Annotated in this window: 13 protein-coding genes and 1 pseudogene; 10 read left to right on the top strand and 4 right to left on the bottom strand. The window is 62.6% G+C overall.

Annotation, left to right across the window (positions count from 1 at the left end; genetic code table 11):
• Window positions 1-61: 61 nt before the first annotated feature.
• The 4 genes and pseudogenes from EK373_RS10195 to EK373_RS10180 all read left to right on the top strand — a co-directional run.
• Window positions 62-289: pseudogene (locus tag EK373_RS10195) on the top strand (type II toxin-antitoxin system Phd/YefM family antitoxin); the annotation flags it as partial.
• 9 nt (window positions 290-298) lie between these two features.
• Window positions 299-709: a type II toxin-antitoxin system VapC family toxin gene (locus EK373_RS10190; RefSeq protein WP_129642555.1), complete on the top strand. Its 411-nt coding sequence runs from the start codon at window positions 299-301 to the stop codon at window positions 707-709.
• Between the two features lie 49 nt (window positions 710-758).
• A complete protein-coding gene (locus tag EK373_RS10185; protein ID WP_157994305.1) occupies window positions 759-1,214 on the top strand; it encodes a PH domain-containing protein in 456 nt (151 codons plus the stop codon).
• Window positions 1,204-2,712, top strand: coding sequence for a PH domain-containing protein (locus EK373_RS10180; RefSeq protein ID WP_129642553.1), 1,509 nt, complete (start codon window positions 1,204-1,206; stop codon window positions 2,710-2,712). Before EK373_RS10185 ends, EK373_RS10180 begins: the two co-directional genes overlap by 11 nt.
• A 5-nt stretch (window positions 2,713-2,717) precedes the next feature.
• On the opposite strand, the gene EK373_RS10175 is transcribed toward EK373_RS10180, so the two are convergent.
• From EK373_RS10175 to EK373_RS10165, 3 genes are all read right to left on the bottom strand, one after another.
• On the bottom strand, window positions 2,718-4,400 hold the full coding sequence (locus EK373_RS10175) for a serine/threonine-protein kinase (RefSeq protein ID WP_129642552.1): 1,683 nt from the start codon (window positions 4,398-4,400) through the stop codon (window positions 2,718-2,720).
• A gap of 372 nt (window positions 4,401-4,772) precedes the next feature.
• Window positions 4,773-5,246 carry a hypothetical protein gene (locus tag EK373_RS10170; protein WP_129642551.1) on the bottom strand — a complete coding sequence of 158 codons (474 nt, stop codon included), beginning with the start codon at window positions 5,244-5,246 and terminating at the stop codon, window positions 4,773-4,775.
• Window positions 5,247-5,701: 455 nt separating this feature from the next.
• Window positions 5,702-6,241 (bottom strand): Lrp/AsnC ligand binding domain-containing protein, encoded by a 540-nt coding sequence (locus EK373_RS10165; RefSeq protein ID WP_129642550.1) that lies wholly within the window; start codon window positions 6,239-6,241, stop codon window positions 5,702-5,704.
• Between the two features lie 153 nt (window positions 6,242-6,394).
• Between EK373_RS10165 and EK373_RS10160 the strand changes: the two genes are divergently transcribed.
• The 6 genes from EK373_RS10160 (at window position 6,395) to EK373_RS10135 (ending at window position 13,489) form a co-directional block, all read left to right on the top strand.
• On the top strand, window positions 6,395-7,438 hold the full coding sequence (locus EK373_RS10160; RefSeq protein WP_198683199.1) for a Leu/Phe/Val dehydrogenase: 1,044 nt from the start codon (window positions 6,395-6,397) through the stop codon (window positions 7,436-7,438).
• Window positions 7,435-8,682: a thiamine pyrophosphate-dependent enzyme gene (locus EK373_RS10155; protein ID WP_129642548.1), complete on the top strand. Its 1,248-nt coding sequence runs from the start codon at window positions 7,435-7,437 to the stop codon at window positions 8,680-8,682. The genes EK373_RS10160 and EK373_RS10155 overlap by 4 nt, the downstream gene beginning before the upstream one ends.
• Window positions 8,679-9,695, top strand: coding sequence for an alpha-ketoacid dehydrogenase subunit beta (locus tag EK373_RS10150; protein WP_129642547.1), 1,017 nt, complete (start codon window positions 8,679-8,681; stop codon window positions 9,693-9,695). Before EK373_RS10155 ends, EK373_RS10150 begins: the two co-directional genes overlap by 4 nt.
• Window positions 9,692-10,960 (top strand): dihydrolipoamide acetyltransferase family protein, encoded by a 1,269-nt coding sequence (locus EK373_RS10145; protein WP_129642546.1) that lies wholly within the window; start codon window positions 9,692-9,694, stop codon window positions 10,958-10,960. Before EK373_RS10150 ends, EK373_RS10145 begins: the two co-directional genes overlap by 4 nt.
• 172 nt (window positions 10,961-11,132) lie before the next feature.
• Window positions 11,133-12,833, top strand: a complete 1,701-nt coding sequence (locus EK373_RS10140; RefSeq protein WP_129642545.1) for an EAL domain-containing protein — start codon at window positions 11,133-11,135, stop codon at window positions 12,831-12,833.
• Window positions 12,834-12,883: 50 nt separating this feature from the next.
• A complete protein-coding gene (locus EK373_RS10135; RefSeq protein ID WP_129642544.1) occupies window positions 12,884-13,489 on the top strand; it encodes a GNAT family N-acetyltransferase in 606 nt (201 codons plus the stop codon).
• Here EK373_RS10135 and EK373_RS10130 read toward each other — a convergent pair.
• Window positions 13,476-13,997 carry a gamma carbonic anhydrase family protein gene (locus EK373_RS10130; RefSeq protein WP_129642543.1) on the bottom strand — a complete coding sequence of 174 codons (522 nt, stop codon included), beginning with the start codon at window positions 13,995-13,997 and terminating at the stop codon, window positions 13,476-13,478. The genes EK373_RS10135 and EK373_RS10130 overlap by 14 nt on opposite strands.
• Between the last annotated feature and the right edge of the window lie 61 nt (window positions 13,998-14,058).

The raw sequence follows: 14,058 nt of genomic DNA, 5'->3' as shown, positions 1-14,058 counted from the left end.
ACATTCGGCGAATGGAGCAAGGCTATTCCATCGCCGAAGCCCGAGCCAACCTGCCCACCCTCTCGAGCAGGTGGAGGCAGGCGTGACCGTCGAATTAACTCGCAGAGGCAAAGGAGTCGCAGTCATGATCTCAGTCGCCGAATATCGACGCCTGCACAACAAGCGCACGACATTTCAGGATGCCTATCAGAAATTCCTGAAGAAATATTCGCTCGCGGAAGTAGGCTTGGAGCAGGATTTTGCTCGCAAGCTCCGCGATCGGAGCCCCGGACGCAAAGTCGAATTTTGAGTCGGCGCCGTGCTGCGCTACTTGCTGGACACCAATGTAGTGTCGCAGCCCATGATGAAAGCGCCTTCACCCAGCGTCATGCGGAAGCTCGCAACGATCGCGGACGAGTGCGCGATCGCTGCGCCGGTTTGGCATGAGCTGCAATTCGGCTGCAGGTGCCTGCCAGCGGGGAAGCGTCGCGACGCTGTGCAAGCCTACCTCGCGGATGTGATCAATACCTTCGAGATACTGCCCTATGATGATCTGGCGGCGAAACTGCACGCGATCGAGCAAGCGCGCCTGCGGGAGCTAGGCACACCAATGCCATTTGCCGATGGTCAAATCGCCGCCATCGCGCAAATGAACGAGCTCGTGCTCGTGACCGACAACGTGCGCGCCTTCGCGCCCTTCAAGGGGCTGGCGGTAGAAAACTGGGCTTAGTCTCACGCCGGGTTAGAATCGCCCATCTTCCGCACGCAGGATGGCGCCGTTGCAGCTCTCACACGTCGACTCGGCAATCATCGGCGTCTGGCGCTGGCAGGCGGCGATTGCGACTTTGATTGTCGCGGCTCCGGCGTTCGCGCTCAGCCCCTCCATCCCTTTACTGTGGCCGCTCGCGCCGACACTGATCGTCCTCGGCGGCGGCTTTCTGACGTGGTGGTGGCCAACGCTTGCGTATCGACACTTGCGTTTCGGTGTCGACGAAACGGGCATTGCGATCGAAAGGGGCGTGATCTGGCGGTCGCGCGTTGCACTCCCGCGCGTTCGCATACAACACACCGATGTCTCGCAAGGGCCGCTCGAACGCCGGTACGGCATTGGCACACTGAAGATGTACACAGCCGGTAGCAGGCACACAATGATCGAGCTGCCCGGATTGCGGCACGAAGACGCCCTCGCTCTGCGCGACGCGTTGCTCGCCGAAGGAGCCGGCAGTGGCGTCTGACAGCAACTTTCAGCCGACGCTTCGGCTGCACCCGCTGTCATGGGTGTTCGGCTTGAGCACCGCGATCAAACAAATGGTGCTGCCGCTGATCGCCCTGCTCTTCTTCAACGTGCGCGATGACACGCCGGGGCCGTTCGGCCCCTGGATCGTGCCCGCCATCGTCGCGTTCGTCGCGATCCGCGCCGTGTGGGTCCAACTCACCTTCCGCTATGGTTTCAGCCCGACCGGCCTGGTCGTTCGCGAAGGAATGATCTTCCTCAATACGCGCTACATCGAGTACGCACGCATCGAAAACATCGACACGGAACGTCGCTTGTTACATCGCCTGCTCGGCGTCGCCGAAGTGCGCGTGCAGACATCCACCGGCGGCAAACCGGAAGCGCTGATCAGCGTACTCGATCTGGCCGCTGTGCAAGACATGCGCGAACGAGTCTTCTCAGAAGGCAAACCCGCCGAGCAGGCGGTTGCAGCGCCCGCCGAAGACACACTGCTTCACTTGGATATCGGCGAGCTCGTGCGTCACGGACTGATCGACAATCGCGGAATGATCCTGGTCGCGGCTGCCTTCGGCGTGCTGCACGAGGCGGGCGTGTTCGTGATCAACGAAGAATTGTTCGATCGGCTGCTGCGCTCGTCCTCGGCGGCCGGAGTCGCGGCACTCGGCCTGGTGGTGCAGATCGGGCTGGGCATTCTCACGATCCTGGGCGCCCTGATCGCCGTCCGCATCCTGTCGGTGATCCTGGCGATCGTCACCTTCTACGATTTCAGATTGACTCGGTTGGCCGGCGATCTGCGCGCTCGTTACGGGCTCTTCACGCGCGTGGCCCTGACCCTGCGAACGCGGCGAATTCAGGCCGTCCATCAGAACGAATCGTTGCTGCACCGCTGGTTCAAGCGCGTGTCGCTGAACGTGGATCTCGCCGGCGACAGCGGCGTTGGCGAGGGCAACGGCGACAATTCACGTAGCAAGACACGATGGCTCGCACCCGTTTGCCCGGCAGACGCTGCCCCCGCACTGATCGCCGCGGCTCTACCGATGCTGGATCTGAACGCCGAACCCGACTGGCAACCGCTCGCACCCGGCGCACGAGGCCGCATCTTTCGCAAAGCGCTGCTGTGGTCCGTTGTGATCGTGACCGCACCTGCCATCTGGTACCTGAATGCCGGCGCGATCGTCATCGTGCTTGGCTGCATTCCACTGGCCTGGATGCACGCTCATTTGTACGTGAAGAACACTCGTTGGGCGCTGGCGCGAGACGCTGTGCTGTTTCGATCTGGATGGCTGAATCGCCGGCTGTCCATCGTGCCACGCAATCGAGTGCAGACCCTGAGCATCGAAGCGACGCCGTTCGATCGACGCAGTCGCATGGCGAGCATCTACGTCGATACTGCCGGCGCCAGCGCGATGACGGCGGGAATCAGGATTCGCTATCTGGGCGCGGACGTGGCGGAGAGATTGGCAGCCGCGCTGTATGGAACGGCCGGCGCAGCGAGGTAATTGCTTCAGTCGCGTGCGAGCGATAACACTCGCGAGAACGGCGAATCGGTCCTGCGCCACAGGCGACGGCGCAGCGACGCCATCGCGATGATCATGCCGGGCAGGATGCCGCTGAGCGCGCTGTACAGATAATTGCGATCGGTCACGTGATCGGCCTGCACCAGCAGCGCCAGCCCCAGCAGCGTACCGAACACGGCGCCTATGAATGACACCTCGAACCTGAACCTGCCGGCGGCTATCCGCCAGCGACGCGTTACGTAATCCATGCTGCTGGCCCAGACCGAGCCGCACAACATCATCACCAGGCCATTGCTGAGGCCGGACAACTTCTGCGCGACGACCAACACCAGTCCGATCCACATCACGGTCGCGATGAACGCCGCTATGACGTGGCTGCGATAGCGCGAGCGGAAGAACGTCTCGCAAAACTCCACCATCAACGCCGTGCCTATGCCGACCGCAATGCCGGAGGGATACATCCATTCATGAATGCGCCCGATGCTCAAACTGTCGAAGTAGGCGAACAGCGCCCCGGCAACCGTGCCCAGCGCGATCGAGCGACCGAAGGCGTTGAAGATTGCGCCAGCCGCGTCGTCCTCGCGGCGCGCGACGATGCGACTCTGCAATTCACGCAGCGATTCGAAGCGAGCATCCGCGCGTGGTGACATCGCTCGCATGATGGCGCGAGCGATCTGACGCGGAATGTCGCGACGGACCTGTTCGATCGGCTGCACGGCGCCCATGGGCACGCGGCCAGTCAACAATTCATACATGAGCACGCCGAACGCGTATTGATCGGCACGCCAGTCGACTTCCTTCGCATCGGCGTGCTGTTCGGGCGCCATGTAATAGGCGGTGCCCAGGTTCATGCCGGTGCGGGTCAGCTCATTGTTCTGATAGGCCCGCGCGATGCCGAAGTCCATCAGCTTCACGACGCCGCTGCTGTCGATCCACACGTTCTCGGGCTTGAGATCGCGATGAACGATGAAACGATGCGCATGGCGCAGCGCTTCGAGCAACTGCTCGCCGATCGCGGTCGCTTCTTCGACGGGGAACGGCTTGCCGGTCGCGAGCTGCGACTGCATGCGACGACGCAAGCTCACGCCGCGCAGACGCTCCATCGTGAAGAAGTAGCGGCCGCTGGCCACGCCCACGTCGAACACGCGGACGATGTTTGGATGAGCGAGCTTGCAGGAAACCTTGGCTTCGGACAGGAAACGAGTGCGAGCGGCATTGCTCGACAGCAACTCGTTGCGCAGCACCTTGATCGCGACTTCTTCGTCCTTCAGACGATCCCGAGCCGCAAACACGCGACCCATGCCGCCATCGCCGAGCACTGCCTGAATCTCATAACGCCCCTGGAGCACGACGCCCGGGCCGATGACGACATTCGAGCCCTGATGAACCTGAGTTTCCGGCTCGGCCACGTCATCCATGCGCATCATGGTGACGGCTTCGCGATTGACCTGGCGGGTCGCAGGCTCGGTGGCGCTGCGCGCAGTCTGATAGGCAGCGACCAGTCGGGCCAGATCCTGTTGGGCCGATTCCTGGGCTGCCGGAGTTTCAGCGTTGATGAGCTTGTGCTGGAGAACCGCCAGACGATCCGTATAGTTTTGCCATAACGTGGCAGGATCGTCGGCTGACTCCAGCCCGAGCAGCATCAGAGCATTCTCCAGACGGCTGGACATAGTAGTTAGCGCTTACTTCCGTGCAAAAACCAAAGCAACGATTCATCCCGGACTTTTGTAATCCCGCGTTTCGATTCCGGGGGGGACACATTGCACTAGGGCTGACTGCTTGAAAAGTGCCTCCACGAGCAGACACTGTCCATGACAGCGGAAACCTGATAGCACCGCGCCCGGCGAGGCTGCGTCAGCCGTCTTTTCGACCGATTATCGGCCTCGCAACGCCAGTCGTCGGCCGGCGAACTTTCGGCAACTCTGCCGCGATGTCAACGTTCACGCGCGCTGTCGCCGATCGCCCACTGCGATTGCGCAAAAGTTAGCGCCCGTCCCCGGCTGTTGCAACATAACCGCGAACGATGAACGAGCCTGGAGTTTCTATTGGCCGTGCCGGCGATGCTTGCAACGCATGGCCCATTGATGACGGGCGTGCAGACGCTCCGCTTCGCTATCGGCTTCGGGCGGCAATTTGCGAATCGCCTGCAAGGCGGTGGAATGCGCGATGGCCACTTCGGGGTCGGTTTGTAACAGCGCGCGATAGCGCTCCAGAAAGGCCTGTTCGACCGGCGCCCCGACCCCCGACAGCAGTGCAACCGCATGGGCCCCGATCGCCGCGATTTCGGACACGGGCAGATCGCCCTCGTGCAGGGCGTGATCGACGTCGGCGATCAACTGATACAGCGGCCGCAGCCACTCCCATTGCGGATCCTCCGTGATCTGACGCAACAGGGCCAACGGCGACTGCTGACTGCCGAACTTGCGCTCGACCGCGATCACCACTCCCAACAACCCGCGCAGCGCCCGGCTCGCATCCTCCAACGCTTGCAGATCAGGCGAATCGGCTCGAGTCATGGGCAGGCTCCGGTCGGGGGATCGCTATCCTGCGCCCATCCCCCGCATTTTTCACGTCGACGGCGCGCTCTGCGCGATGGGCATTATGGACACCCACCGGGCATTATGGACACCCACCAGGGCTCACATGGCAGGGCTCACATGGACACCCACCAGCTGGCAGGGCTCACATGGACACCCACCAGCTCATGGGGGCTCATTATGGACACGGCTCATCATGGACACCCACCAGGGAGCGGGGGGCTTACATCACCGGGGCCATATGGAGGGCTATATGGACACGCACCAGGGCTCACATGGACACCCACCACGATCTCTCGCCTTAGAGAGACCCTCGCCCGCATGGATGAAGCCTATGTAGTGGCGAGAGTAAGCAGGTCACCGCGCCCAGTTCCCCCTAGCGCGGCAGCTCCTCCTTCGCAGCGATGGGGCCGGGCGAGGGTCTTCTCTTTCACTCAGGATCTGGCACGTCGGCGCTTGGGCGCCGCGGCTCCCGCCCGACCGGCATCACTGACCCGCACTCGAACCGCGTGCGTGGACTTCACTTCTTCCAGCACGAAATATGTTTGCGTGTGACGTACGCCGCGCACGTTGACGATCTTGTCGCCGAGCACGCGCCGATACTCATCCATGTCCTGCACGCGCGTCTTGATCAGATAGTCGAAGCCGCCTGCGACCATGTGGCACTCGACGATCTCTTCCACCAGCTGCACGGCTTCCTTGAAGCGTTGAAATACGTCCTGCGTGGCGTGATCGAGCGTGACTTCGGTGAACGCCAGCATGCTCTGCCCGAGTCGCTTCGAGTTCAGGTGCGCGTAATAGCCGTCGATAAAACCTTCACGCTCCAAGCGGCGCACGCGCTCGATACACGGCGTCAGCGTGAGATTGACGGTGCGTGCGAGTTCCGCGACGGTCAGCCGTCCGTCGGCCTGCAATAGCGACAAAAGCTGGCGGTCGACGCGATCCAGTTCACGACTCGGTGGATTGCTGCTCATGAATATCCAGTAACTCCTGCTGTTCTGGGCCGCTCGTTTGGCAGACTTTACTGCTAAACACTCGGTATCGTAGCGCAATATGCTTCGGGACAGGCGGAGCGGACCAGCACCCGCTTCGCTACCACCATAACTCCAGCGAACCTTCTGACAGCAATGTTCGACCATCCTTCGTTCGACCAGCACGAGCGCGTGGTCTTTGCGCACGATGCTGCCACTGGCTTACACGCCATCGTGGCTGTCCATTCTTCGGCCAGAGGCCCCGCCGCCGGCGGCTGCCGCTTCTGGCACTACAACTCCACGCACGACGCCGTGGCCGATGCCCTGCGTCTGTCGCGCGGTATGCGCTACAAGAACGCGATGGCGGGCTTGCCGCTCGGCGGCGGCAAGGCCGTCGTGATGCTGGACACCCACCGGCCGAAAACGCCGGCAATGCTCGAAGCCTTCGGCCGGTTCGTCGATTCGCTGCAGGGCCAATACATCACCGCCGAGGATGTCGGCGCGTCGGTCGCCGACATGGAAATCGTGGCTGTCCAGACGCGTTACGTGAGCGGATTGCCGCGGACCGCAGTGACGTCGGACGGCAATCCCAGCCCGAAGACGGCGCTCGGTGTATACCTCGGCATCAAGGCAGCGGTGAAATTCAGACTGAAGAAGGACGAGCTGCGCGGCTTGACCATTGCAGTGCAAGGCTTGGGCGGCGTGGGCTACGAGCTGTGCAAGCTGCTCGCGGCGGACGGCGCGAAACTGCGCGTCGCCGATGTTCGCGAAGCGGTGACTCAAAAGGCCGCGGCGCAATTCGACGCTGTCGTGTCCAGCCCGGATCGGGTGCTGTTCGAGCGCGCCGATGTGATCGCCCCCTGCGCTTTGGGCTCGGTCTTCGACGCCAACACCATCCCGAAATTGCAGACGCCGATCATTGCCGGCGCCGCGAACAATCAGCTCGCGACGGCGCAAGACGGCGCACGCCTGCACTCGGCCGGCGTGCTGTACGCCCCTGACTATGTGATCAACGCGGGTGGCATCATCAGCGTTGGTCGTGAATATCTGGGCGGCGCGACGGCCGACTCCATCCTCGCCGAAATCCACCGGATTCCCGTTCGACTCACCGAAATTTTTGCGCGTTCCAGCGCGACCAATCGTCCCACCAGCGAGCTGGCGGACGAGATGGCTCGTCAGCTGCTTGCGGAGGCCCGATGATGCGATCCCGTTTGCACGTTCCGAGACCGCCGGCTCGTCCCGGCGAGAAACCGGACTTCAGTTATGTCGCGGTTTCTCCGGCGGGCACGGCTGCCCGGCCCGATCCGAACGCGCCGTTGAACGAAACCGAATTTCTCTCCCGGGAAATGGTTCGCGTGCTCGATGACAACCATCGCGCGGTCGGCCCCTGGAATCCGCACCTCGCCGCGGCCGATCTCGAGCTCGGCCTGCGTCACATGATGCTGACGCGCGCGTTCGATGACCGCATGCATCGCGCCCAGCGCGGCGGCAAGATCACGTTCTACATGAAATCCACCGGTGAAGAAGCGGTCTCGGTGGCCGCCAACATGGCGCTGAAGCCCAGCGACATGATGTTTCCTGCGTATCGCAACCAGGGCCTGCACATCTCGCGCGGTCTGAAGATCGTCGATCTGATGTGCCAGCTGCTGTCCAACACCCGCGACATGTGCAAAGGCCGCCAGCTGCCGGTGATGTATCACTCGGTCGAAAGCAATCTGTTTTCGATCTCCGGCAATCTCGCCACTCAGTTCCCGCAGGCGGTGGGCTGGGCAATGGCCTCGGCCATCAAAGGCGAGGACCGTATCTGCGCGACGTGGCTCGGCGATGGCAGCACCGCTGAAGCGGATTTCCATTACGCATTGCTGTTCGCGCAGATCTACAAAGCGCCCGTCATCCTCAACGTCGTGAACAATCAGTGGGCCATCTCCACGTTCCAAACGTTTGCTGGCGGTGAAGGCCGTTCGTTTGCTTCGCGCGGTCCGGGCTACGGCATGCCCGGCATTCGCGTCGATGGCAACGACTTCCTCGCCGTCTATGCGGTGACTCAATGGGCCGCCGAGCGCGCGCGCACTGGCGCCGGCCCGACATTGATCGAGCTCGTCACCTACCGTGCCGCGCCTCACTCGACCAGCGACGATCCGTCGCGCTATCGCCCCAAGGACGAAGAGAAGAGTTGGCCGCTCGGCGATCCGGTCGCACGTTTGCAAGCCCATCTGCGCTCACTCGGCGCGTGGTCCGACGAACAGGAAAAGGCGCTCGCGCAGGAATGCGAGGAGCACGTCAACCAGGCGTGGAAGGAGGCCAACACCTACGGCACGCTCACCGACGGTCCGCAGCTCGATCCGGCAATCATGTTCCAGGATGTGTTCAAAGAAGAGACGCCGAGCCTGGCACGCCAGCGCATGCAGCTGGCGCAGGAACTGAAGGAGCGCGCGCAGAAATGACTCAGATGAATATGATCCAGGCGCTCAACTCCGCCATGGATGTGATGATGGCGCGCGATCCGGGCGTCGTGTTGATGGGTGAAGACGTAGGCTACTTCGGCGGCGTGTTCCGTGCGACCGAAGGACTGCAACGCAAGTACGGCGAGCATCGCGTGCTCGACTCGCCGATCGCCGAGGGCGGCATCGTCGCCACGGCCATCGGCATGAGCATCAACGGATTGCGCCCCGTCGCGGAAATTCAGTTCGCCGATTACATCTATCCGGCCTACGACCAGATCGTCAGCGAGCTTGCGCGCATTCGGTATCGCAGCGGCGGCGACTTCTGCGCGCCGGTGACGATCCGTACGCCGTGCGGCGGCGGCATTCGCGGCGGCCAGACTCACTCGCAGAGCCCGGAAGCGTTGTTCGCGCACGTGTCCGGCTTGAAGGTCGTGATGCCGTCCAATCCGTACGACGCCAAAGGGTTGTTGATCGCGTCCATCGAAGAAGACGACCCGGTGATCTTCCTGGAGCCCAAGCGACTTTATAACGGCCCCTTCGATGGCGATCCGAACAAGCCAGCAGTGGGTTGGAACTCGCACGCTCGTGGCGACGTGCCGGAAGGCCATTATCGCGTCGAGCTCGGCGTCGCCGACATCGTCCGCCCGGGCAGCAAGCTCACCATCATCACCTACGGCACGATGGTGCACGTCTGCCTCGCCGCCGCTGAAAAGGCCGGCGTCGATGCGGAGGTCATCGACCTGCGCTCGATCGTGCCGCTGGATGTGGAAACCATCGTCAATTCGGTGAAGAAGACTGGCCGCTGCATCGTCGCGCACGAGGCAACGCGCTTCGCCGGCTTCGGCGCCGAGGTCCTCTCGACCATTCAGGAAGAATGTTTCTGGCACCTGGAAGCGCCGGTCCTGCGCGTCGCCGGTTGGGACACGCCATATCCGCACGCGTTCGAGTGGGAATATTTCCCTGGCCAGGCGCGCGTCATTGCCGCCATTAAAGCAACGATGGAGGCGTCATGAGCCGTCATGTGGTGAAACTGCCGGATCTCGGCGAAGGTACGACCTCTTCCGAAATCGTGGCCTGGAAGGTCAAGGTCGGCGACCAGATCGCCGAAGACGATCCGATGGTGGAAATGTCCACCGACAAGGCCGTCATCGAGATGCCCGCACCGGTCAGCGGCAAAGTGGTTTCGCTCGGCGGCCAGCCGGGCGATCAAATCGCCGTCGGCGCCGAGTTGCTCGTGCTGGAAACGGATGCGGGAGCTGCTGCAACTGAAAGTGCGCCGGCCGCTGCTCCGACTCAATCTGCGCCCGCCGCTTCAAACGCACCCAAGAAGACGCCCGCCGCTGCGAACAATGGCTCCGTGGCTGCGACGGCTGCAGCCAAGCCCTCAGGCGGCCGAGTGATGGCATCGCCTGCGACGCGCGCACGCGCCAAGCTCGCCGGCATCGATCTCACGACCGTCAGCGGCAGTGGCCGCGATGGCCGCATCCAGCGCCAGGATCTGGAAGCCGCGATCAACGATCGTCAGGCCGGCAAAGCGCCTGCTGCGGCATCTACGCCGAGTGGACGCCAGGTGCGCACGGGCACCGAAGAGATCCGCATTCTCGGCGTGCGTCGCGTGAGCGCGCAACGCGTGGCGGATTCGAAGAGAAACATTCCGCACTTCGCATATGTCGAAGAAGTCGACATGACGGAGCTGGAGCGGCTGCGCAAACATCTGAACTCGCAGCTGCCGAAGGGTTCGCCCTCCTACACCTACCTGCCGTTCCTCGCGATGGCGCTGGTGCGGGTCGTCGAGCAGTTCCCGAAAGTGAACTCGCGTTACGACTCCGAGCGCAACGTTCTCGTGCGTCACGATGGCGTGCACATCGGTGTCGCCACTCAGACCAACGATGGCCTGAAGGTGCCGGTCGTGAAGCATGCCGAATCGCTGTCTCTCAAAGAGCTCGCGGCCGAGATCCGCCGTGTCACCACCGCTGCGCGCGAAGGCACCGCGAGCCGCAACGAGCTGCAGGGTTCGACGATCACGATCACCAGCCTCGGCAAGCTCGGCGGCATCGTCTCGACGCCGATCATCAACGCGCCTGAAGTGGCAATCGTCGGCATCAACAAGGCGGTGGAACGGCCCATGATCGTCAATGGCGAGATCGCGGTTCGCTTGATGATGAACCTGTCCTCCTCGTTCGATCACCGCTTCATCGACGGCTACGACGCTGCCGAGTCCATCCAGGCGCTGAAAGAAAAGCTCGAGCAGCCGGCGACCATCTTCATTCGCGATTGATGTTTTCCCCTAAGAGGCGGGCGTGTGACCTGGGTCACATCGTCCGCCTCGCAGGCGCCGGGCGCTGCGCCGCATGACACGATTTCCTGCTGCCTGCTGAGTCGTTTGCGAACGGCTTCTCACCGCACGGTCAGCCGTCAACTTACATTTGCCGTATTCCCTGGATTCGTCTATGGACTCGGCAGCCAGTACCCTCCGCCAGTTTCTGATCGAAGCGCAGCGACGCATCGGCTGCCATGCGGTCGCATTCGCTTCTCCTACGCGCGATGAATTCCATTTCCATTGCCGCAGCGACGACGCGCGTGAAGTGGAACAGATGCTGCGCGGGATTGCCGATACGTTCCTGGCGCAGATCCGCGAGACCAACGCTCCGGTGATTCGCAACCGCGTCCGTTACGAGAATGGCGGGCCGATGATCGGACGTTTCCTGGTGGCGCCGGTGTTCGAGTCGTCCGGCGAGCTGTCCGGCATCGCGATGATGTATCGCCTCGCCACGCAGGACTCCTTCGAGCAAGACGATCTGAAGAAGGGAGCACAGCTGAGCCTTCAGCTCGCACGCTTGTTGTCTCTCCCCGCCGATCCTGTCACTGGGCTGATCGCGCGCGCCGGCATCGAAAAGCTGGTCGATTGGCGCTCGAGATCCCTCGGCGAGCGCGCCAACTCCAGCGTGCTCTATGGCGACATCGATCAGCTGCACGTCGTCAACGACATGTTCGGCTTCGAAGCGGGCGACCGCGCCATCGCAGTCGTCGCGAATGCTCTGGCCGCAGCGCTTGCAAACGAAGACGCGGTGCTCAGCCGTTTGTCCGGCGATCGCTTCACCATCTTCCTGCCCGACTGCCCACTGCCCCAGGCGCAAAAGATCGCCGCGCGACTTCGCGAAGCGGTGCAGGCACGCTCGCTCATTGTTGGCGACGACTCGATTCCGCTGTCGATCAGCTTTGGCGCAGCGGCGTTGACGAATGGCGAGCGCAGCTTCGACCACTCGCTTGCCGGCGCCGAAGCCGCCTGCAAAGCCGCCAAGGAACGGGGGCGCAATCGGGTAGAGGTCTACGAGATTTCGGACACCAGCATCATTCGCCGGCGCGATGACATTTCCATCGTCGGCCGGCTGCGCAGCGCACTCGAGGAAGGCCGATATCAGATCTTCGGCCAGCCGATCGCGTCGCTATTGACCCGCGACTCGGTGCACCGCTACGAGATGCTGCTGCGGATCATCGACGAGAAAGGCCGCCTGGTGCTGCCATCGTCTTTCATGTCGTCGGCCGCGCGCTATCAGTTGATGCCTCAGATCGATCGCTACGTCATCACCGATGTGTTCAAACATCTGCGAGGCGCCAGCGCGCGACCTGGCTTCAGGCCGCTGCACGTTTCCATCAACCTGTCCGGCCCGACGATCGCTGACGAGGGTTTCCTAGACTGGCTGCAATTGCAGATGGACGAGCACGGCGTGAGCGGCGAATGCCTCACTTTCGAGCTGACCGAGACTGCCACCATCAACAACATGGCGCACGCTCAGCTGCTGATGAGCACACTCATCGCGCGCGGCTGCCGTTTCGCGCTCGACGATTTCGGCACCGGCCTGAGCTCGCTCACGCACCTGAAGAATCTGCAGTTCTCGTCGCTGAAGATCGACGGCTCGTTCATCCGCGACCTGCTGCACAACGAACGCTCGCAAGCGCTGGTCGGCGCCATCGCCCAGCTGGCCGGCGCGATGGGCATGGAAACGATCGCCGAGTACGTCGAGACGCCCGAGATCTGCATGCGCCTGATCGAGCTGGAAGTCCAATACGGCCAGGGCTACGCCATCGGCAAGCCCCGGCCGCTCAACGGCATCCTCGCGCCCGCTGCCGGCCTGCTGCACGCCAGCTGACGCGTTTGCGCTAAGCTAGCAGCACTCATTCAAAACCAGATGGCGCTGCTATGCCTTGGCCGGATCCGATTTCCTTGCACGGGGACCATGTATTTCTCGAGCCGCTGACCCTGGCCCGGCACGATGAGTTCGTCGAGGCCGTGCAGGACGGGGAGCTGTGGAGGCTGTGGTACACCTTCATTCCCTCGCCTGAGCAGATGAAGTCCGAAATAGAGAAACGCCTCGAGCAGCAGCGCAAGGGAACGATGCTGCCGTTCGCGATCGTCGCCTCGGACACGGGCAAGGCGGTCGGCATGACGACTTACATGAACATCGACGCCGAAGCACGCCGCGTTGAAATCGGCAGCACCTGGTATCGCAAGCAAGTTCAGCGCACGGCGATCAACACCGAGTGCAAGCTGATGTTGTTGACGCATGCGTTCGAGAACCTCAACTGCATCGCGGTCGAGTTCCGTACGCACTTCTTCAATCATCAAAGCCGCCGCGCGATCGAACGGCTCGGAGCAAAGCTCGACGGTGTGTTGCGCAACCATCGGCGCTCGAGCGACGGCACCCTGCGAGACACCTGCGTGTACAGCATCATCGCCAGCGAATGGCCGACGGTGCGCTCACACCTTCGCCATCAACTCGCAACCCGCGGCGTCAAATCTCCTTGAGATTGACGAGGAACTGCGCTCGCCGCTCGGCATAACCCTGAGCGGCTTTCATCAGGTTCTCTACGTCCTCGTCGGTGAGTTGGCGCGCCACTCGTGCGGGGGCGCCGAGAATCAATGAGCGGTCGGGAAACACCTTCTTCTCGGTGACCACGGCACCCGCGCCGACCAGACATCCCTTGCCGATGACTGCGCCGTTGAGCACGACGGCCTGAATGCCGATGAGCGAACCGTCGCCGATCGTGCACCCGTGCAGCATCGCCTGATGGCCGATCGTAACGTTCTCCCCGACGTTCAGTGTGATGCCAGGGTCGGTGTGGAGTACCGCACCTTCCTGCACATTGGAGTTCTTACCGAGGGTGATGACGTCGTTGTCGCCTCGGATCGTGGCTCCGAACCACACGCTGACGTTTTCCGACAGCACGACGCTGCCAATGACACTGGCGTTGGGCGCAACGAACACGCTTCCGTGGACGGAAGGAACGCGCTCGCCGTAGCGATAAATGGGCATGGATGAGCTCCGCGGGATCAGATGCTGGTTGCGGCGGGCATTGTAGCCGCCGGCGCGGTGG

Origin of the sequence: Peristeroidobacter agariperforans (assembly GCF_004138335.1) — a bacterium.
In the GTDB taxonomy this organism is placed as follows: Bacteria; Pseudomonadota; Gammaproteobacteria; order Steroidobacterales; family Steroidobacteraceae; genus Steroidobacter; species Steroidobacter agariperforans.
The sequence above is the reverse complement of the archived record's forward strand: the minus strand, read 5'-3'. Positions and strand labels throughout refer to the sequence as shown.

Bases quoted from the DNA above. Each gene is read 5' to 3' on its own strand.
- EK373_RS10130 (WP_129642543.1), bottom strand. From the start codon at position 13,997: ATGCCCATTTATCGCTACGGCGAGCGCGTTCCTTCCGTCCACGGAAGC.
- EK373_RS10155 (WP_129642548.1), top strand. From the start codon at position 7,435: ATGATGCGATCCCGTTTGCACGTTCCGAGACCGCCGGCTCGTCCCGGC.
- EK373_RS10150 (WP_129642547.1), top strand. From the start codon at position 8,679: ATGACTCAGATGAATATGATCCAGGCGCTCAACTCCGCCATGGATGTG.
- EK373_RS10140 (WP_129642545.1), top strand. From the start codon at position 11,133: ATGGACTCGGCAGCCAGTACCCTCCGCCAGTTTCTGATCGAAGCGCAG.
- EK373_RS10135 (WP_129642544.1), top strand. From the start codon at position 12,884: ATGCCTTGGCCGGATCCGATTTCCTTGCACGGGGACCATGTATTTCTC.
- EK373_RS10145 (WP_129642546.1), top strand. From the start codon at position 9,692: ATGAGCCGTCATGTGGTGAAACTGCCGGATCTCGGCGAAGGTACGACC.
- EK373_RS10160 (WP_198683199.1), top strand. From the start codon at position 6,395: ATGTTCGACCATCCTTCGTTCGACCAGCACGAGCGCGTGGTCTTTGCG.
- EK373_RS10165 (WP_129642550.1), bottom strand. From the start codon at position 6,241: ATGAGCAGCAATCCACCGAGTCGTGAACTGGATCGCGTCGACCGCCAG.
- EK373_RS10170 (WP_129642551.1), bottom strand. From the start codon at position 5,246: ATGACTCGAGCCGATTCGCCTGATCTGCAAGCGTTGGAGGATGCGAGC.
- EK373_RS10175 (WP_129642552.1), bottom strand. From the start codon at position 4,400: ATGTCCAGCCGTCTGGAGAATGCTCTGATGCTGCTCGGGCTGGAGTCA.